The 18,941-nt window shown below is 51.6% G+C and carries 11 protein-coding genes, 5 tRNA genes, 3 rRNA genes, 1 pseudogene and 1 riboswitch; of the genes and pseudogenes, 16 read left to right on the top strand and 4 right to left on the bottom strand.

What is annotated here, in order from left to right; genetic code table 11:
- Positions 1-84: 84 nt before the first annotated feature.
- Complete coding sequence (gene argH / locus GUC46_RS22735; protein WP_003028856.1) at positions 85-1,458, top strand: argininosuccinate lyase; 1,374 nt, start codon at positions 85-87, stop codon at positions 1,456-1,458.
- A 263-nt stretch (positions 1,459-1,721) separates the two neighbouring features.
- Positions 1,722-2,639, top strand: coding sequence for a DNA-binding transcriptional regulator OxyR (gene oxyR / locus GUC46_RS22730; RefSeq protein ID WP_003028858.1), 918 nt, complete (start codon positions 1,722-1,724; stop codon positions 2,637-2,639).
- Here oxyR and sthA read toward each other — a convergent pair.
- Positions 2,622-4,022: a Si-specific NAD(P)(+) transhydrogenase gene (gene sthA / locus GUC46_RS22725; protein WP_003028860.1), complete on the bottom strand. Its 1,401-nt coding sequence runs from the start codon at positions 4,020-4,022 to the stop codon at positions 2,622-2,624. The genes oxyR and sthA overlap by 18 nt on opposite strands.
- Positions 4,023-4,213: 191 nt before the next feature.
- Between sthA and fabR the strand changes: the two genes are divergently transcribed.
- Positions 4,214-4,849: an HTH-type transcriptional repressor FabR gene (fabR, locus tag GUC46_RS22720; RefSeq protein ID WP_003028862.1), complete on the top strand. Its 636-nt coding sequence runs from the start codon at positions 4,214-4,216 to the stop codon at positions 4,847-4,849.
- 15 nt (positions 4,850-4,864) lie between these two features.
- Positions 4,865-5,224: a YijD family membrane protein gene (locus GUC46_RS22715; RefSeq protein WP_057102198.1), complete on the top strand. Its 360-nt coding sequence runs from the start codon at positions 4,865-4,867 to the stop codon at positions 5,222-5,224.
- A gap of 82 nt (positions 5,225-5,306) precedes the next feature.
- On the opposite strand, the gene trmA is transcribed toward GUC46_RS22715, so the two are convergent.
- Complete coding sequence (trmA, locus tag GUC46_RS22710) at positions 5,307-6,407, bottom strand: tRNA (uridine(54)-C5)-methyltransferase TrmA (protein WP_003028866.1); 1,101 nt, start codon at positions 6,405-6,407, stop codon at positions 5,307-5,309.
- Between the two features lie 115 nt (positions 6,408-6,522).
- A riboswitch (cobalamin riboswitch) is annotated at positions 6,523-6,710 on the top strand.
- Positions 6,711-6,774: 64 nt separating this feature from the next.
- Here trmA and btuB point away from each other — a divergent pair.
- The 9 genes from btuB to birA all read left to right on the top strand — a co-directional run bounded on the left by btuB (position 6,775) and on the right by birA (position 17,206).
- Positions 6,775-8,631, top strand: a complete 1,857-nt coding sequence (gene btuB, locus GUC46_RS22705; RefSeq protein WP_130715390.1) for a TonB-dependent vitamin B12 receptor BtuB — start codon at positions 6,775-6,777, stop codon at positions 8,629-8,631.
- The gene (gene murI / locus GUC46_RS22700; RefSeq protein ID WP_003847829.1) at positions 8,576-9,427 is read left to right on the top strand and encodes a glutamate racemase; all 852 of its coding nucleotides are present in this window, start codon (positions 8,576-8,578) and stop codon (positions 9,425-9,427) included. Before btuB ends, murI begins: the two co-directional genes overlap by 56 nt.
- 377 nt (positions 9,428-9,804) lie before the next feature.
- Positions 9,805-11,346: ribosomal RNA gene (locus tag GUC46_RS22695) — 16S ribosomal RNA — on the top strand.
- Between the two features lie 71 nt (positions 11,347-11,417).
- Positions 11,418-11,494 (top strand) — tRNA-Ile (locus GUC46_RS22690).
- A gap of 105 nt (positions 11,495-11,599) precedes the next feature.
- Positions 11,600-11,675, top strand: a tRNA-Ala gene (locus tag GUC46_RS22685).
- 208 nt (positions 11,676-11,883) lie between these two features.
- Positions 11,884-14,790, top strand: a 23S ribosomal RNA gene (locus tag GUC46_RS22680).
- A gap of 90 nt (positions 14,791-14,880) precedes the next feature.
- Positions 14,881-14,996 (top strand): 5S ribosomal RNA (rrf, locus tag GUC46_RS22675).
- The 16S, 23S and 5S rRNA genes sit together here with 2 tRNA genes alongside, the layout of an rRNA operon.
- Positions 14,997-15,218: 222 nt before the next feature.
- Positions 15,219-16,247: a UDP-N-acetylmuramate dehydrogenase gene (murB, locus tag GUC46_RS22670; RefSeq protein WP_130715339.1), complete on the top strand. Its 1,029-nt coding sequence runs from the start codon at positions 15,219-15,221 to the stop codon at positions 16,245-16,247.
- Positions 16,244-17,206: a bifunctional biotin--[acetyl-CoA-carboxylase] ligase/biotin operon repressor BirA gene (gene birA, locus GUC46_RS22665; protein ID WP_054527941.1), complete on the top strand. Its 963-nt coding sequence runs from the start codon at positions 16,244-16,246 to the stop codon at positions 17,204-17,206. The genes murB and birA overlap by 4 nt, the downstream gene beginning before the upstream one ends.
- A 32-nt stretch (positions 17,207-17,238) precedes the next feature.
- Here the strand turns inward: birA and coaA are convergent, their stop codons facing one another.
- Together coaA and GUC46_RS24165 are read right to left on the bottom strand one after the other, a co-directional pair.
- Positions 17,239-18,189: a type I pantothenate kinase gene (coaA, locus tag GUC46_RS22660; protein WP_003031107.1), complete on the bottom strand. Its 951-nt coding sequence runs from the start codon at positions 18,187-18,189 to the stop codon at positions 17,239-17,241.
- A 290-nt stretch (positions 18,190-18,479) separates the two neighbouring features.
- A pseudogene (locus GUC46_RS24165) lies at positions 18,480-18,560 on the bottom strand (hypothetical protein); the annotation flags it as partial.
- 19 nt (positions 18,561-18,579) lie between these two features.
- Here GUC46_RS24165 and GUC46_RS22655 point away from each other — a divergent pair.
- The 3 genes from GUC46_RS22655 (at position 18,580) to GUC46_RS22645 (ending at position 18,937) form a co-directional block, all read left to right on the top strand.
- A tRNA-Thr gene (locus GUC46_RS22655) sits at positions 18,580-18,655 on the top strand.
- A gap of 8 nt (positions 18,656-18,663) precedes the next feature.
- Positions 18,664-18,748: transfer RNA gene (locus GUC46_RS22650), tRNA-Tyr, on the top strand.
- 114 nt (positions 18,749-18,862) lie between these two features.
- A tRNA-Gly gene (locus GUC46_RS22645) sits at positions 18,863-18,937 on the top strand.
- The last annotated feature ends 4 nt before the right edge of the window (positions 18,938-18,941 follow it).

Here is an 18,941-nt window from a genome sequence, read left to right as displayed (position 1 = left end):
TCGCCTTATCCGGCCTACGTGGGTTTTGTAGGCCCGGTAAGCGCAGCGCCACCGGGCAAAAATATCATATTAAGGAAATTCGTTATGGCACTTTGGGGTGGGCGTTTTACACAGGCAGCAGATCAGCGGTTCAAACAGTTCAACGACTCGTTGCGTTTTGACTACCGCCTGGCAGAACAGGATATTGTTGGCTCTGTGGCCTGGTCCAAAGCGTTGGTAACGGTCGGTGTACTGACTGCTGATGAACAGCTGCGGTTGGAAGAAGCGCTGAATAATCTGCTGGAAGAGGTTCGCGCGAATCCTCAGCAGATTCTGCAAAGCGATGCCGAAGATATTCACAGTTGGGTGGAAGGTAAGCTGATTGATAAAGTCGGCCAGCTTGGTAAAAAACTGCATACCGGACGTAGCCGTAACGACCAGGTCGCGACCGATCTCAAGCTGTGGTGCAAAGACACGGTTATCGAATTACTATCGGCCAATCGTCAGTTGCAAACTGCGCTGGTGGTGACGGCGGAGAATAACCAGGACGCCGTCATGCCGGGTTACACCCACCTGCAACGTGCGCAGCCGGTGACGTTTGCTCACTGGTGTCTGGCCTATGTTGAAATGTTGGCGCGTGACGAGAGCCGCCTGCAGGATGCGCTCAAACGCCTGGACGTCAGTCCGTTAGGCTGCGGCGCGCTGGCGGGTACGGCGTATGAAATCGATCGCGAGCAGCTGGCGGGTTGGTTGGGCTTTGCCTCGGCTACGCGCAACAGTCTGGACAGCGTTTCTGACCGTGACCACGTGCTGGAGTTACTCTCAGACGCCTCTATCGGCATGGTACACCTGTCGCGTTTTGCTGAAGACCTGATTTTCTTTAACACCGGCGAAGCGGGCTTTGTCGAGCTGTCCGATCGTGTGACTTCGGGTTCATCTCTGATGCCGCAGAAGAAAAATCCGGATGCGCTGGAGCTGATCCGTGGCAAATGCGGTCGCGTGCAGGGTGCGTTGACCGGCATGATGATGACGTTAAAAGGCCTCCCGCTGGCATACAACAAAGATATGCAGGAAGACAAAGAAGGGCTGTTCGACGCGCTCGACACCTGGCTGGACTGTCTGCATATGGCCGCGCTGGTGCTGGATGGCATCCAGGTGAAACGTCCGCGTTGCCAGGAAGCGGCGCAGCAGGGCTATGCTAACGCCACTGAACTGGCGGATTATCTGGTGGCGAAAGGTGTCCCGTTCCGCGAAGCGCACCATATCGTAGGTGAAACGGTGGTCGAGGCGATTCGACAGGGCAAACCGCTGGAGGCGCTGTCGCTTGCCGACTTACAGAAGTTCAGCCAGGTGATTGGCGATGACGTTTACCCGATCCTCTCGTTGCAATCGTGCCTGGACAAGCGTGCGGCGAAAGGCGGCGTGTCACCCCAGCAGGTTGCACAGGCGATCGACTACGCGAAGGCACGTCTGGCATAAATTGATGGGTAATCATTCGAGCCTGGCGTCACGCCGGGCTTTTTTATGCAAAAAAAATGCGGACACAAGGTCCGCAAAAGTTCACGTTGGCTTTAGTTATTTCGAGTATGAGAGAAACTCTCAAAACGGACAGTAGCTTCAAGGGTTAAAGGGGTACCGTTCCGTTTCTGTGGTGCATTATTAAACAGAAAGCTTGATAGGGATAATCGTTCGTTGCTATGCTACCTATCGCTACGAACTATCGTGGCGATGGAGGATGAATAATGAATATTCGTGATCTTGAATACCTGGTAGCGCTAGCCGAACATCGTCACTTCCGACGAGCGGCAGACTCCTGTCACGTTAGCCAACCAACGCTGAGCGGGCAGATCCGCAAGCTGGAAGATGAGCTTGGCGTCATGTTGTTGGAGCGTACGAGTCGCAAGGTGCTGTTCACCCAGGCTGGTTTGCTGCTGGTGGATCAGGCGCGCACCGTGCTGCGCGAGGTCAAAGTGCTCAAGGAGATGGCAAGCCAACAAGGCGAGACAATGTCTGGCCCGCTGCATATTGGTTTGATCCCAACGGTGGGGCCATACCTGCTGCCGCATATTATTCCGATGTTGCACCAGACCTTCCCAAAACTGGAAATGTATCTTCATGAGGCGCAGACACATCAGCTGTTAGCGCAACTGGATAGCGGCAAGCTTGACTGCGTCATTCTGGCGCTGGTGAAAGAGAGTGAGGCGTTCATCGAAGTACCGCTATTTGATGAGCCTATGCTGCTGGCGATCTATGAAGATCATCCGTGGGCAAACCGTGACTGTGTACCGATGTCCGATCTGGCGGGTGAAAAACTGCTGATGCTGGAAGATGGCCACTGCCTGCGCGATCAGGCAATGGGCTTCTGCTTTGAAGCGGGTGCTGATGAAGATACCCATTTTCGGGCAACCAGTCTGGAAACGCTGCGTAACATGGTGGCGGCAGGAAGCGGTATTACCTTACTGCCTGCGCTGGCTGTTCCGCCGGAGCGTAAGCGTGATGGTGTCGTTTATCTGCCATGCATTAAACCCGAACCGCGTCGTACGATTGGTCTGGTGTACCGTCCTGGTTCGCCGCTGCGCAGCCGTTATGAACAGTTGGCAGAGGCCATCCGTGGATCAATGGATGGCCATTTCGACAGTGCGTTAAAACAGGCGGTTTAAGCCATTTAGCGCTGCTACCCGATAGGCTTCTGCCATGGTTGGGTAGTTAAAGGTGGTGTTAACGAAGTACTCGATAGTGTTACCACCACCTTTTTGCTCCATTATCGCTTGTCCGATGTGAATAATTTCGGCCGCGCGCTCCCCAAAGCAGTGGATCCCCAGAATCTCTTTGGTTTCGCGATGGAACAGGATCTTCAGCGTTCCGACACTCATACCCACGATTTGGGCACGTGCCAGATGCTTAAACTGGGCGCGGCCAACCTCGTATGGAACTTTCATTGCCGTGAGTTGCTGTTCGGTTTTACCAACGGAGCTGATTTCTGGAATGGTATAAATTCCGGTCGGAATATCTTCAATCAGATGCGCGGTCGCTTCGCCTTTTACCAACGCCTGGGCGGCAATGCGTCCCTGGTCGTAGGCCGCCGATGCCAGGCTCGGATAACCGATCACATCCCCTACGGCATACACATGCGGCAGCGCCGTCTGGTACATGCTATTCACTTTGAGCTGCCCACGGCTGTCGGTTTTCAGACCAATGTTTTCCAGCGCCAGCGAATCGGTATTACCGGTACGGCCATTGGCGTACAACAGGCAGTCTGCCTTCAGTTTCTTACCGGATTTCAGGTGCATGATGACGCCGTCATCGCAGCCTTCAATCTTCTCATACTCTTCGTTGTGGCGAATGACCACACCGCTGTTCCAGAAGTGGTAAGAGAGCGAGTCGGACATCTCTTGATCGAGGAATGCCAGCAGACGATCGCGGGTGTTGATTAAATCAACTTTGACGTCCATTCCACGGAAGATCGACGCATATTCACAGCCAATGACCCCCGCGCCATAAATCAGTACATGGCGGGGTTCGTGGTGCAGGCTCAGGATAGAGTCGCTGTCGTAAACCCGGGGATGCGAAAAGTCGACATCAACAGGGCGATAAGGACGCGAACCGCAGGCAATAACAAACTTATCCGCAGTCAGCGTTTCCACCGTACCGTCGTGACATTCCAGGGCGATCGTGTGTTCATCAACAAAACGGGCATTCCCCTGCAAAATTTCGCAGTGATTGCGCTCGTAAAATCCTTGCCGCATACGCGTTTGCTGATTAATAACGTTATCAGCGTGGTTGAGAATATCGGCAAAAGAAGAACGAAGGAGTCGGGAGTGGTCGCTGTACAGTGGGTTCTGATTGAATTCAATAATGCGGCTGACGGCGTGGCGGAGGGCTTTCGACGGGATGGTGCCCCAGTGGGTACAGCCTCCGCCGACGTTATGATAGCGCTCAATCACCGCGACGCGCGCTCCTTGCTTAACCAGACCCATTGCAGCGCCTTCGCCGCCGGGACCGGAACCTATTACTATTGCATCGTAATCGTAGGAATGTGACATGGTCAGGCTTACCTGTTCTTATACATAAAAGCAACAGAATAGTAACATCGTTGTCAGGATAACCCAATTATCGTTGTGCTTTTTTGCGAAGTCGAAGCACAAACTGCGCGTAAACAATCATTCACAAAGCCATGCCAACCGCCTAATCTCTGGTATAGTGCCAGCAAGGTATGTGGAAGGATTCAGACATCGTGATGGGCGTTAGAGCGCAACAAAAAGAAAAAACCCGGCGTTCGCTGGTAGAAGCCGCATTTAGTCAACTGAGCGCTGAGCGTAGTTTTGCCAGCCTCAGTTTACGCGAAGTTGCTCGTGAAGCGGGCATTGCGCCAACCTCGTTTTATCGCCATTTCCGCGATGTGGATGAACTCGGCCTGACGATGGTGGACGAAAGCGGTCTGATGCTGCGTCAATTGATGCGCCAGGCGCGCCAGCGTATCGCGAAGGGCGGGAGTGTGATCCGCACCTCGGTCTCAACATTTATGGAGTTCATCGGCAACAATCCCAACGCCTTCCGTTTATTATTGCGCGAGCGTTCGGGGACATCCGCAGCGTTTCGTGCAGCGGTCGCACGTGAAATTCAGCACTTCATTGCGGAACTTGCGGACTATCTGGAACTCGAAAACCATATGCCTCGTGCGTTTACTGAAGCGCAAGCCGAAGCCATGGTAACCATTGTTTTCAGCGCCGGGGCAGAAGCACTGGATGTTGGCGCTGAACAGCGTCGACAGCTAGAAGAGCGGCTGGTATTGCAACTGCGCATGATCGCGAAAGGCGCATTTTATTGGTACCGCCGTGAACAAGAGAAGATGACGCACCACTCCGAGTAACGAGAAGGACAAGCAATGAAACAGTCAGGTCAAGATAAAGGTACGCTGCTGCTGGCGCTGGTTGCTGGCTTATCGATCAATGGTACATTTGCGGCGCTGTTTAGCTCCATTGTGCCATTCTCCGTATTCCCGATTATTTCGCTGGTGCTGACGGTTTATTGTCTGCATCAACGCTATCAGAACCGCACCATGCCTGTGGGATTGCCGGGCCTGGCCGCCGCCTGTTTTATTCTCGGTGTTCTGCTATACAGCACCGTGGTACGCGCTGAATATCCGGATATTGGCTCTAACTTCTTCCCGGCGGTGCTATCGGTGATTCTGGTGTTCTGGATCGGCTTTAAAATGCGTAACCGTAAACAGGAAATTGTGGAGTAACAGTTGTCGCTGTAGGCCGGATAAGGCAAAGCCGCTATCCGGCAATCTGAACCGGTAGTGCTTATCCGGCCTCCGTTCAGTCTTACTTCTTCGTTAACAGTACTCCGCACTCCATATGGTGCGTATATGGGAACTGATCGAATAGCGCCAGACGTGAAACATTGTGCGTCTGGCTTAACGTTTCCAGGTTCTTACACAGCGTCTCCGGATTGCAGGAGATGTACAGAATGCGCGGATACGCCTGCACCATTTTCTCCGTTTCGCTGTCCAGACCGCTGCGCGGTGGGTCAACGAAGATAGTTTCACACTGGTAACTCTTCAGATCGATTCCCTGCAAACGGTTGAACTCGCGAACACCGTTCATCGCCTGTGTAAACTCTTCGGCCGCCATGCGGATAATTTGTACGTTATCAATATGGTTAGCCGCGATGTTGTACTGTGCAGCAGCCACGGACGGTTTGGCGATTTCAGTGGCCAGTACGCGGTTGAAGTTTTGCGCCAGGGCTAACGAGAAATTGCCATTGCCGCAATACAGCTCCAGCAGGTCGCCTTTTGAGCCCCTGGTGACATCAATCGCCCACTCTAACATCTGAATATTCATGGCGGCGTTTGGCTGGGTGAAGCTGTTCTCAACCTGGCGGTAGATAATCTCTTTACCTGCAACCGGCAAGCGTTCGTCAATGTAGTCCTGGTCCAGCTCAATTTTGGTTTTGGTAGCCCGACCAATCAAATGCACGTTCAGGTTTTGCGCCCGCAGCGCATCTCGCAGCGCTTCGGCTTCCTTACGCCATTCATCATCCAGCTTTTTATGGTACAGCATCGAAACCACCGCCTGATCGCTCAGGGTTGTGAGGTAATCAATCTGAAACAGTTTGTGGCGCAGGACGTGGTTGTTGCGAACGCCGTCGATCATTGCCGTCATTAGCGTGTTGATGAGCTCGCTGGCAGCCGGGAAGCTGTCGACGCGAATACGGTTTTTGGTCTGGCTGTCGAACATGATGTGGTACAGGTCATCACCGTCATGCCACAGGCGGAATTCGGCGCGCATACGGTAATGGCTGACCGGTGAGCGAAACACTTCCGGAGCCTGTGCATAAAATGGCGTCATTAAGCTCTGCAGACGCACTACTTTCTCAGCTAACTGGGCGTCGTACTGTTCTGTCGGAAGGTGTTCGGGGGTCATGATGCGTCCTGAAAAATAAAAGTACGCGGGGATTGTAGGGATTGCTCAACAGATGTCCAGTCATTGATGATTTCCGATAATGTGATACGCGGTCTGGACACCAGGTTGTAACAAACTGTAGCATCCGTTTTCCGGTCCTGTGAGTTAAAAGGGAATCCAGTGTAAATCTGGAGCTGACGCGCAGCGGTAAGGAAGGTAAGAGATGAGCGCACCTGGTGCAGACACTGCGGATTGCCGCGGGAAGTCATCGTCTCTTTAAGTCGCCTCCAAGCCCGAAGACCTGCCGGCTAACGTCGCATCTGGTTTTCATCATCGCGTACTATCGGTGGGACCTGCGGCATCCTTCTTAAATTGTGGATGCTTTACAATGATCAAAAAATCATTGCTGTGCACGGCGCTGTCCGTCACGGCATTTTCTGGTTGGGCACAGGACACTCGCCCGGATACTCTCGTCGTCACTGCCAACCGTTTTCAGCAGCCTGTTAATACTGTTCTTGCCCCCACCGATGTGGTCACGCGTGAAGATATTCAGCGCTGGCAGTCAAAAGATCTGAATGATGTCATGCGTCGATTGCCGGGGGTAGATATCTCGCAGACCGGTGGGATGGGGAGCAGCTCTTCTCTATATGTGCGTGGGACTGAAGCGCGTCATGTGCTGGTACTGATTGACGGTGTTCCAATGGCACGGCCAGGCATTTCCAATGGTGTTGATATTGGCCAGATTCCGGTATCGCTGGTGCAGCGGGTTGAATACATTCGCGGACCGCGTTCAGCGGTGTATGGATCTGGTGCGATCGGTGGTGTGGTTAACATCATTACGATGAGTGATGAAGAGAAATCGCAGATCAACGCAGGCATGGGTAGTAACGGTTATCAGACTTACGATGGCGCTATCAACAAGCGTTTCGGCGACACGGTGGTGACCGCTGCCGGCGCATATCAGACGACGAAAGGCTTTAACATTCAGCCCGATTCACCCTACAGCGGTGACAGCGACCGGGATGGTTACCGTAACAAGTTGTTCTGGGGCGCGGTACAGCATAAGTTCGACAATAATTTCTCCGTTTTTTTCCGTGGCTACGGCTACACCGCGAATAGCGATTATGACCAAGGGGCGTGGGGTTATCCGGGCGGTAATGACGAAGCCCAGAATTACAACCAGTCCTGGGATACGGGTTTACGGTACAACTCTGGCATTTACTCTTCTCAGTTAATTGCTAACTACCAGCGCCTGAAGGATTACAACTACAGTAACGAGCTTGGCCGCTACGCAGGAGATGCCACGCTGGATGATATGGAACAGCGTTATATCCAGTGGGGGAATAGCATTGAGGTTGGACATGGGGCGATCAACGGCGGTGTTGACTGGAAACAGGAAAAACTGACCTCCAGTAGCACGACGTTATCCGACAGCTATAAACGTGATACGACCGGGCTTTATCTGACCGGACAGCAACAAATTGACAGCGTCACGCTGGAAGCTTCGGGGCGTGAAGATCATGACGAACAATTCGGCTGGCATGGCACCTGGCAGACCGCAGCCGGCTGGGAGTTTGTTGATGGTTATCGCGCAACGCTCTCTTACGGTACTGGTTTCCTGGCACCCTCGCTGGGTCAGCAGTACGGGGCGACGCGCTTTGCCTCATCCTATGGGCCGGGTATTGCCGCCAACCCGAACCTGAAACCGGAAGAATCCAAACAGTGGGAAGCAGGAATTGATGGATTGACAGGGCCGCTTGATTGGCGTCTTTCCGCATACCACTATGAAATTCAAAACCTGATCGACTACAAGAATAACCAGTACGTCAACGTTAAATCAGCCACGATTAAGGGGCTGGAATGGACCGGAAACATTACGACTGGCCCTGTAGAACATCATCTAACGCTACAATACGTTGATCCGCGCGATGATGACACAAACAAGGTGCTCTATCGCCGTGCAAAACAGCAGGTTAAGTATGAGTTAACCGGACAGGTCCAGGATCTGGGCTGGAACGTTGCGTATCAATATATAGGTGAACGTTACGATAATGATTACGACAATAATCGTGATGTTAAATTGGGCGGCGTCAGCTTATGGGATATCGGATTATCATATCCAATCACCTCACAGCTGACAGTTCGTGGTAAAATCGCCAACCTGTTCGATAAAGATTACGAGACAGTTTATGGCTACGCAACTGCAGGACGGGAATACACCTTGTCTGGCAGCTACACCTTCTGATCCCCGTCCCACCGTGCTGGTGTTTGATTCCGGTGTCGGTGGGTTGTCGGTCTATGACGAGATCCGGCGTCTTCTGCCGGATCTCCACTATATCTACGCTTTCGACAACGTCGCCTTTCCTTATGGAGAGAAGAGCGAGGAGTTTATCGTCGAGCGTGTTGTTGAGATTGTGACTGCTGTCCAGCAGCGTTATCCCCTCTCTCTTGCGGTCATCGCATGTAATACAGCAAGCACGGTGTCGCTTCCTGCGTTACGTGAGAAGTTTGCCTTCCCGGTTGTGGGCGTGGTGCCTGCGATTAAACCGGCGGCGCGACTCACGGCGAATGGCGTAGTGGGGCTGCTGGCTACGCGTGCAACGGTGAAGCGCTCGTATACCCATGAGCTGATTGCGCGGTTTGCTAACGAATGCCAAATTGCAATGTTGGGTTCTGCTGAGCTGGTGGAACTGGCGGAAGCGAAGCTGCACGGTGAAACAGTTTCTCTGGAAGAGCTGCGGCGTATTCTGCGTCCGTGGCTGCGGATGTCGGAACCACCCGACACGGTAGTGCTCGGGTGCACTCATTTCCCTCTATTACAGGAAGAGCTTTTACAGGTCCTGCCCGAGGGGACGCGGCTGGTGGATTCTGGTGCCGCGATTGCGCGCCGCACGGCCTGGTTATTAGAACATGAAGCGCCAGATGCGAAATCAACAGATGAGAACGTTGCATTTTGTATGGCAATGACGACAGAAGCCGAACAACTATTGCCCGTGCTACAGCGCTATGGCTTTAAAACGCTCGAAAAACTGTCAGTTTAAGTTGTTTTGATGAAAAAATACGCACTCGGAAGATTATTTTAAATTTCCCCTTGTCAGCCCGAAATAACTCCCTATAATGCGCCTCCACTGACACGGAATAACGGATTACAAGCCGCCGGGTCAGCGGGGTTCCACTGAGAATCTCGTAGAGAAAAGCAAAAATAAATGCTTGACTCTGAATGAGGAAAACGTAATATACGGGACCTCGCGACAGAGCGCTAAAGCGCGTCGCAACTGCTCTTTAACAATTTATCAGACAATCTGTGTGGGCACTCGAAGATACGGATTCTTAACGTCGCAAGACGAAAAATGAATACCAAGTCTCTGAGTGAACATACGTAATTCATTACGAAGTTTAATTCACGAGCATCAAACTTAAATTGAAGAGTTTGATCATGGCTCAGATTGAACGCTGGCGGCAGGCCTAACACATGCAAGTCGAACGGTAGCACAGAGGAGCTTGCTCCTTGGGTGACGAGTGGCGGACGGGTGAGTAATGTCTGGGAAACTGCCCGATGGAGGGGGATAACTACTGGAAACGGTAGCTAATACCGCATAACGTCGCAAGACCAAAGAGGGGGACCTTCGGGCCTCTTGCCATCGGATGTGCCCAGATGGGATTAGCTAGTAGGTGGGGTAACGGCTCACCTAGGCGACGATCCCTAGCTGGTCTGAGAGGATGACCAGCCACACTGGAACTGAGACACGGTCCAGACTCCTACGGGAGGCAGCAGTGGGGAATATTGCACAATGGGCGCAAGCCTGATGCAGCCATGCCGCGTGTATGAAGAAGGCCTTCGGGTTGTAAAGTACTTTCAGCGAGGAGGAAGGCGTTGTGGTTAATAACCGCAACGATTGACGTTACTCGCAGAAGAAGCACCGGCTAACTCCGTGCCAGCAGCCGCGGTAATACGGAGGGTGCAAGCGTTAATCGGAATTACTGGGCGTAAAGCGCACGCAGGCGGTCTGTCAAGTCGGATGTGAAATCCCCGGGCTCAACCTGGGAACTGCATCCGAAACTGGCAGGCTAGAGTCTTGTAGAGGGGGGTAGAATTCCAGGTGTAGCGGTGAAATGCGTAGAGATCTGGAGGAATACCGGTGGCGAAGGCGGCCCCCTGGACAAAGACTGACGCTCAGGTGCGAAAGCGTGGGGAGCAAACAGGATTAGATACCCTGGTAGTCCACGCCGTAAACGATGTCGACTTGGAGGTTGTGCCCTTGAGGCGTGGCTTCCGGAGCTAACGCGTTAAGTCGACCGCCTGGGGAGTACGGCCGCAAGGTTAAAACTCAAATGAATTGACGGGGGCCCGCACAAGCGGTGGAGCATGTGGTTTAATTCGATGCAACGCGAAGAACCTTACCTACTCTTGACATCCAGAGAACTTAGCAGAGATGCTTTGGTGCCTTCGGGAACTCTGAGACAGGTGCTGCATGGCTGTCGTCAGCTCGTGTTGTGAAATGTTGGGTTAAGTCCCGCAACGAGCGCAACCCTTATCCTTTGTTGCCAGCGATTCGGTCGGGAACTCAAAGGAGACTGCCAGTGATAAACTGGAGGAAGGTGGGGATGACGTCAAGTCATCATGGCCCTTACGAGTAGGGCTACACACGTGCTACAATGGCATATACAAAGAGAAGCGACCTCGCGAGAGCAAGCGGACCTCATAAAGTATGTCGTAGTCCGGATTGGAGTCTGCAACTCGACTCCATGAAGTCGGAATCGCTAGTAATCGTGGATCAGAATGCCACGGTGAATACGTTCCCGGGCCTTGTACACACCGCCCGTCACACCATGGGAGTGGGTTGCAAAAGAAGTAGGTAGCTTAACCTTCGGGAGGGCGCTTACCACTTTGTGATTCATGACTGGGGTGAAGTCGTAACAAGGTAACCGTAGGGGAACCTGCGGTTGGATCACCTCCTTACCTTAAAGAAACGTTCTTTGTAGTGCTCACACAGATTGTCTGATGAAAATTAGCAGTAAGAAAATCTCTGCAGGCTTGTAGCTCAGGTGGTTAGAGCGCACCCCTGATAAGGGTGAGGTCGGTGGTTCAAGTCCACTCAGGCCTACCAAATTCTTTCTGATACCGCGTTGTGAAACGACTCGCATACTTCAGTATGCTTCGCCGCTCCACGCCTTGTCTCAGCAGGAATTAAGGTGAATGAGATAACTACGATGGGGCTATAGCTCAGCTGGGAGAGCGCCTGCCTTGCACGCAGGAGGTCTGCGGTTCGATCCCGCATAGCTCCACCATCTTTACTGCAAAAACACAAGAAAACTTCAGAGTGTACCTGAAAAGGTTCACTGCGAAGTTTTGCTCTTTAAAAATCTGGATCAAGCTGAAAATTGAAACGACACACTGTTTCATTTCTCCGTAATAAGAAATGAAAAGCGGTGTGTTCGAGTCTCTCAAATTTTTGCAAGTCGATGATGAATCGAAAGAAACATCTTCGGGTTGTGAGGTTAAGCGACTAAGCGTACACGGTGGATGCCCTGGCAGTCAGAGGCGATGAAGGACGTGCTAATCTGCGATAAGCGTCGGTAAGGTGATATGAACCGTTATAACCGGCGATTTCCGAATGGGGAAACCCAGTGTGTTTCGACACACTATCATTGCGTGAATACATAGCGTAATGAAGCGAACCGGGGGAACTGAAACATCTAAGTACCCCGAGGAAAAGAAATCAACCGAGATTCCCCCAGTAGCGGCGAGCGAACGGGGAGCAGCCCAGAGTCTGAATCAGCTTGTGTGTTAGTGGAACGGTCTGGAAAGTCCGACGGTACAGGGTGATAGTCCCGTACACCAAAATGCACAGGTTGTGAACTCGAAGAGTAGGGCGGGACACGTGGTATCCTGTCTGAATATGGGGGGACCATCCTCCAAGGCTAAATACTCCTGACTGACCGATAGTGAACCAGTACCGTGAGGGAAAGGCGAAAAGAACCCCGGCGAGGGGAGTGAAAAAGAACCTGAAACCGTGTACGTACAAGCAGTGGGAGCCTCTTTATGGGGTGACTGCGTACCTTTTGTATAATGGGTCAGCGACTTATATTCTGTAGCAAGGTTAACCGTATAGGGGAGCCGAAGGGAAACCGAGTCTTAACTGGGCGTTAAGTTGCAGGGTATAGACCCGAAACCCGGTGATCTAGCCATGGGCAGGTTGAAGGTTGGGTAACACTAACTGGAGGACCGAACCGACTAATGTTGAAAAATTAGCGGATGACTTGTGGCTGGGGGTGAAAGGCCAATCAAACCGGGAGATAGCTGGTTCTCCCCGAAAGCTATTTAGGTAGCGCCTCGTGAATTCATCTTCGGGGGTAGAGCACTGTTTCGGCTAGGGGGTCATCCCGACTTACCAACCCGATGCAAACTGCGAATACCGAAGAATGTTATCACGGGAGACACACGGCGGGTGCTAACGTCCGTCGTGAAGAGGGAAACAACCCAGACCGCCAGCTAAGGTCCCAAAGTCATGGTTAAGTGGGAAACGATGTGGGAAGGCACAGACAGCCAGGATGTTGGCTTAGAAGCAGCCATCATTTAAAGAAAGCGTAATAGCTCACTGGTCGAGTCGGCCTGCGCGGAAGATGTAACGGGGCTAAACCATGCACCGAAGCTGCGGCAGCGACACTATGTGTTGTTGGGTAGGGGAGCGTTCTGTAAGCCGTTGAAGGTGTGCTGTGAGGCATGCTGGAGGTATCAGAAGTGCGAATGCTGACATAAGTAACGATAATGCGGGTGAAAAACCCGCACGCCGGAAGACCAAGGGTTCCTGTCCAACGTTAATCGGGGCAGGGTGAGTCGACCCCTAAGGCGAGGCCGAAAGGCGTAGTCGATGGGAAACAGGTTAATATTCCTGTACTTGGTGTTACTGCGAAGGGGGGACGGAGAAGGCTATGTTAGCCGGGCGACGGTTGTCCCGGTTTAAGCATGTAGGCGGAGGTTCCAGGTAAATCCGGTACCTTTTTAACGCTGAGGTGTGATGACGAGGCACTACGGTGCTGAAGTAACAAATGCCCTGCTTCCAGGAAAAGCCTCTAAGCATCAGGTAACACGAAATCGTACCCCAAACCGACACAGGTGGTCAGGTAGAGAATACCAAGGCGCTTGAGAGAACTCGGGTGAAGGAACTAGGCAAAATGGTGCCGTAACTTCGGGAGAAGGCACGCTGATATGTAGGTGAAGCGGTTTACCCGTGGAGCTGAAATCAGTCGAAGATACCAGCTGGCTGCAACTGTTTATTAAAAACACAGCACTGTGCAAACACGAAAGTGGACGTATACGGTGTGACGCCTGCCCGGTGCCGGAAGGTTAATTGATGGGGTTATCCGTAAGGAGAAGCTCTTGATCGAAGCCCCGGTAAACGGCGGCCGTAACTATAACGGTCCTAAGGTAGCGAAATTCCTTGTCGGGTAAGTTCCGACCTGCACGAATGGCGTAATGATGGCCAGGCTGTCTCCACCCGAGACTCAGTGAAATTGAACTCGCTGTGAAGATGCAGTGTACCCGCGGCAAGACGGAAAGACCCCGTGAACCTTTACTATAGCTTGACACTGAACACTGGTCCTTGATGTGTAGGATAGGTGGGAGGCTTTGAAGTGTGGACGCCAGTCTGCATGGAGCCATCCTTGAAATACCACCCTTTAATGGCTGGTGTTCTAACGTGGACCCGTGATCCGGGTTGCGGACAGTGTCTGGTGGGTAGTTTGACTGGGGCGGTCTCCTCCTAAAGAGTAACGGAGGAGCACGAAGGTTAGCTAATCCTGGTCGGACATCAGGAGGTTAGTGCAAAGGCATAAGCTAGCTTGACTGCGAGAGTGACGGCTCGAGCAGGTGCGAAAGCAGGTCTTAGTGATCCGGTGGTTCTGAATGGAAGGGCCATCGCTCAACGGATAAAAGGTACTCCGGGGATAACAGGCTGATACCGCCCAAGAGTTCATATCGACGGCGGTGTTTGGCACCTCGATGTCGGCTCATCACATCCTGGGGCTGAAGTAGGTCCCAAGGGTATGGCTGTTCGCCATTTAAAGTGGTACGCGAGCTGGGTTTAGAACGTCGTGAGACAGTTCGGTCCCTATCTGCCGTGGGCGCTGGAGAATTGAGGGGGGCTGCTCCTAGTACGAGAGGACCGGAGTGGACGCATCACTGGTGTTCGGGTTGTCATGCCAATGGCATTGCCCGGTAGCTAAATGCGGAAGAGATAAGTGCTGAAAGCATCTAAGCACGAAACTTGCCCCGAGATGAGTTCTCCCTGAGACTATAAGTCTCCTGAAGGAACGTTAAAGACGATGACGTTGATAGGTCGGGTGTGTAAGTGTAGCGATACATTGAGCTAACCGATACTAATGAACCGTGAGGCTTAACCTTACAACGCCGAAGATGTTTTGGCGAAGAGACGAGATTCAGCTTGATACAGATTACATTAACCGGCGAAAAGCGGGTTAATAACAGAATTTGCCTGGCGGCTGTAGCGCGGTGGTCCCACCTGACCCCATGCCGAACTCAGAAGTGAAACGCCGTAGCGCCGATGGTAGTGTGGGGTCTCCCCATGCGAGAGTAGGGAACTGCCAGGCATCAAATAAAGTGAAGAAGCCCATCCTGACGGATGGGCTTTTTTGCGTGTGTGCGGGGTAAAAACCGCCGGGCTGAACGTATTGTGCAGGCCTGATAAGCGCAGCGCATCACGCACATCGCAGCACCATCGGGTGCAAAGCAATATCCTGAGCCTGCATAACACAAGCCATTCTGCGGTATATGCGGTAAACTAGGCGCGATTTTGCATCAGGAAAGCGTCTATGAATCACTCCCTTAAAGCCTGGAACACCTTCGGTATCGATCAGCAAACGAATGAACTTGTCTGCGCCGAAAATGAACAACAATTACTGAATGCCTGGCAATCAGCCAATGCATCGCATCATCCAGTACTGATTCTGGGCGAAGGGAGTAACGTCCTGTTTCTTGATACCTTCCAGGGTACGGTGATCGTCAATCGTATTAAGGGTATTGAGATTACAGAGCAACCTGATGCGTGGCATTTGCACGTAGGCGCGGGTGAAAACTGGCATCAGTTGGTGTGCTATGCGCTGGAGCACAACATGCCTGGCCTGGAAAATCTGGCACTTATTCCGGGCTGTGTCGGCTCATCGCCAATCCAGAATATTGGTGCTTATGGTGTGGAACTTCAGCGTGTTTGCGAATATGTGGACTGCATTGAACTGGCGACCGGCAAACATCTGCGCGTCAGTGCTACAGAATGCCGTTTTGGTTACCGTGACAGCATCTTCAAGCATGAATACCAGGATCGTTTCGCAATTGTAGCCGTTGGTCTGCGCTTACCTAAACAGTGGCAGCCCGTTTTGACTTACAGTGACCTGACGCGTCTGGATCCTACAACAGTTACACCTCAGCAGGTTTTTGATTCAGTCTGCCATATGCGCACGACAAAACTGCCCGATCCGAAAGTAAACGGTAATGCGGGTAGCTTCTTTAAAAACCCAGTTGTCACTGGGAATATTGCGCAGGAGCTCCTGGCTAAATTCCCAACAGCACCTCATTACCCGCAGGCTGATGGTTCTGTGAAACTGGCAGCAGGCTGGCTTATCGATCAGTGCCAGCTAAAAGGTATGCGCATTGGTGGCGCGGCGGTACATCAGCAGCAGGCACTGGTGCTGATCAATGCAGATAATGCGACGAGTCAGGATGTAGTGCAACTTGCACACCATGTGCGCCAAAAAGTCGGTGAGAAATTTAATGTCTGGCTCGAACCAGAGGTCCGGTTTATTGGTCCGCAGGGTGAAATGAATGCTGTGGAGATCATTGCATGAAGGATAATACCGTCCCTCTGACGCTTATTTCATTATTGGCCGATGGAGAATTTCATTCCGGTGAGCAGCTCGGTGAAACGTTGGGAATGAGCCGTGCCGCAATCAATAAGCATGTCCAGACGTTGCGCGACTGGGGGGTTGATGTCTTTACTGTTCCAGGTAAAGGATACAGCTTACCGGAGCCTATCCAACTATTAGATGCCTCACTTATTCATTCTCAACTGGATGGTGGAAATATCACTGTCCTGCCGGTTATCGACTCAACCAATCAGTACCTGATGGACCGAATAGGTCAGCTGGAGTCAGGGGATGCCTGTGTCGCTGAATATCAGCAGGCCGGGCGCGGCCGCCGTGGTCGGAAATGGTTTTCACCGTTTGGTGCCAACCTTTACCTCTCAATGTTCTGGCGGCTGGAACAAGGACCGGCCGCCGCGATTGGCCTGAGTCTGGTTATTGGTATCGTCATGGCTGAGGTTTTGCGCGATCTGGGGGCGGATAAAGTCCGTGTAAAATGGCCCAACGACCTCTATTTACTCGACCGTAAACTGGCAGGGATCCTGGTTGAACTGACCGGTAAGACAGGTGATGCCGCGCAAATTGTTATCGGTGCAGGTATTAATATGTCCATGCGCCGGGTTGAGGAAAATGTGGTTAATCAAGGCTGGATTAACCTGCAGGAAGCGGGCATTAACATTGACCGCAATACCCTTGCTGCCCGACTGATACGTGAGTTGCGCGCTGCGTTGGTGCTCTTTGAGCACGAAGGATTAGCACCGTATCTGTCTCGCTGGAAGAAACTGGATAACTTTATCGACCGCCCGGTAAAACTTATTATTGGTGATAAAGAAATATTTGGTATCTCTCGTGGAATAGACACGCAAGGTGCATTATTGCTTGAACAAAATGGCGAGATCAAACCCTGGATGGGTGGAGAAATATCGCTGAGAAGTGCTGAATAATAAAAAGGGGAGCTGAGGCTCCCCTTTTTTATTTATTTACGTAGCCTGACTTGCTCAACGGCATGATTGGCGCTTTTAGTCATAATCAAGCTGGCTCTTTCACGTGTTGGTAAAATGTTTTGCTTTAAATTCAGCCAGTTAATTTCTTTCCATAGCGATGTGGCAGTATTGATAGCCTCATCTTCTGATAATTTTGCATAGTTATGGAAATAAGAGTCCGGGTTGGTAAACGCCCCTTCACGGAATTTCAGAAAGCGGTTGATATACCACGTCTGGAGTAATTCTTCTGGCGCATCAACATAAATAGAAAAGTCGACAAAGTCAGAAACAAATACATGATGTGGATCGTGAGGATAGTCCATCCCGCTTTGTAATACATTTAACCCTTCGAGTATTAATATGTCGGGCTGGGCAACGGTTTTGTCGCCATCAGGGATCACATCATAGATGAGATGGGAATAGACCGGCGCCGTGACGTTAGGTACGCCTGATTTCAGATCGGAAACGAATTTAACCAAGCGATGCATATCATAGGACTGGGGGAAGCCTTTCTTCTTCATTAGTCCACGATCTTTCAATACCTGGTTAGGGTGGAGAAAGCCATCGGTAGTAATCAATTCAACCTTACGATGCTCTGGCCAGCGACTGAGTAAGGCCTGCAAAACACGCGCTGTCGTACTTTTACCGACGGCAACGCTGCCAGCAATACTAATAATATAAGGAATACGCTCGCCATTCGTGCCTAAAAATTGCTCCAGCACTGCCTGACGTCGCAGGTTTGAACTGATGTAAAAGTTTAGCAAACGCGAGAGAGGCAAATAAATCTCGGCAACTTCTTCCAGCGATAAGTCTTCGTTAATGCCTTTAAGACGAGCAATCTCTTCCTCGGTCAGAGTCATCGGCACGGAATCACGAAGCGCAGCCCACTGGTTGCGATCAAACTGTAGGTAAGGCGACGTTAACGCTTGCTCTTTTATACTCATACGCATGGTCTGGCTGTCATTGCTATATCAGGTCTGCGGTAAAAAACGAAATCATCCCCGGTACGCAATGGCACGCACATTTCAGTTAATTTGGACAATGGGCAGGAGGGTAACACCAGATGGAGGGGAATAATAAGAAAAAATCATCCTCTGAAATGCAATGTGACGGGTATTCCAGATGTATAAAGATGTGCTTTCTCTCTATCAACGCGCGCATGCCGGAGCAAAATTCCTCCCTGAGGTGGCACCTGGCGTTGGAAATTTGTCCAATCCAAAGAAGAAATAGATTATTTATCGGTCGCATAGTGCAAAATGTGAGCGATAGAACATTTTATGCAATTTTTTAGTTGCATGAGTGCGCATGTCTCCATAAAATGCGCGCTACTTGATGCCGACTTAGCTCAGTAGGTAGAGCAACTGACTTGTAATCAGTAGGTCACCAGTTCGATTCCGGTAGTCGGCACCATCAAGTCCGGTGGGGTTCCCGAGCGGCCAAAGGGAGCAGACTGTAAATCTGCCGTCACAGACTTCGAAGGTTCGAATCCTTCCCCCACCACCACTTTCTGGCAGCGTTATCGCCGCCTGAGTTGATTAAAAAATTAATCAGCTCGAACAGAAAAGAGAGAAATCTCTTTTTTGTTACAGAAAGAACTGGGTAGCCGAGTTTCAGGATGCGGGCATCGTATAATGGCTATTACCTCAGCCTTCCAAGCTGATGATGCGGGTTCGATTCCCGCTGCCCGCTCCAGACG

It is taken from the genome of Citrobacter sp. LUTT5, assembly GCF_009905315.1.
In the GTDB taxonomy this organism is placed as follows: domain Bacteria; phylum Pseudomonadota; class Gammaproteobacteria; order Enterobacterales; family Enterobacteriaceae; genus Citrobacter; species Citrobacter freundii.
The sequence above is the reverse complement of the archived record's forward strand: the minus strand, read 5'-3'. Positions and strand labels throughout refer to the sequence as shown.

Bases quoted from the DNA above. Each gene is read 5' to 3' on its own strand.
- argH (WP_003028856.1), top strand. From the start codon at position 85: ATGGCACTTTGGGGTGGGCGTTTTACACAGGCAGCAGATCAGCGGTTC.
- oxyR (WP_003028858.1), top strand. From the start codon at position 1,722: ATGAATATTCGTGATCTTGAATACCTGGTAGCGCTAGCCGAACATCGT.
- sthA (WP_003028860.1), bottom strand. From the start codon at position 4,022: ATGTCACATTCCTACGATTACGATGCAATAGTAATAGGTTCCGGTCCC.
- GUC46_RS22715 (WP_057102198.1), top strand. From the start codon at position 4,865: ATGAAACAGTCAGGTCAAGATAAAGGTACGCTGCTGCTGGCGCTGGTT.
- trmA (WP_003028866.1), bottom strand. From the start codon at position 6,407: ATGACCCCCGAACACCTTCCGACAGAACAGTACGACGCCCAGTTAGCT.
- btuB (WP_130715390.1), top strand. From the start codon at position 6,775: ATGATCAAAAAATCATTGCTGTGCACGGCGCTGTCCGTCACGGCATTT.
- murI (WP_003847829.1), top strand. From the start codon at position 8,576: ATGGCTACGCAACTGCAGGACGGGAATACACCTTGTCTGGCAGCTACA.
- murB (WP_130715339.1), top strand. From the start codon at position 15,219: ATGAATCACTCCCTTAAAGCCTGGAACACCTTCGGTATCGATCAGCAA.
- birA (WP_054527941.1), top strand. From the start codon at position 16,244: ATGAAGGATAATACCGTCCCTCTGACGCTTATTTCATTATTGGCCGAT.
- coaA (WP_003031107.1), bottom strand. From the start codon at position 18,189: ATGAGTATAAAAGAGCAAGCGTTAACGTCGCCTTACCTACAGTTTGAT.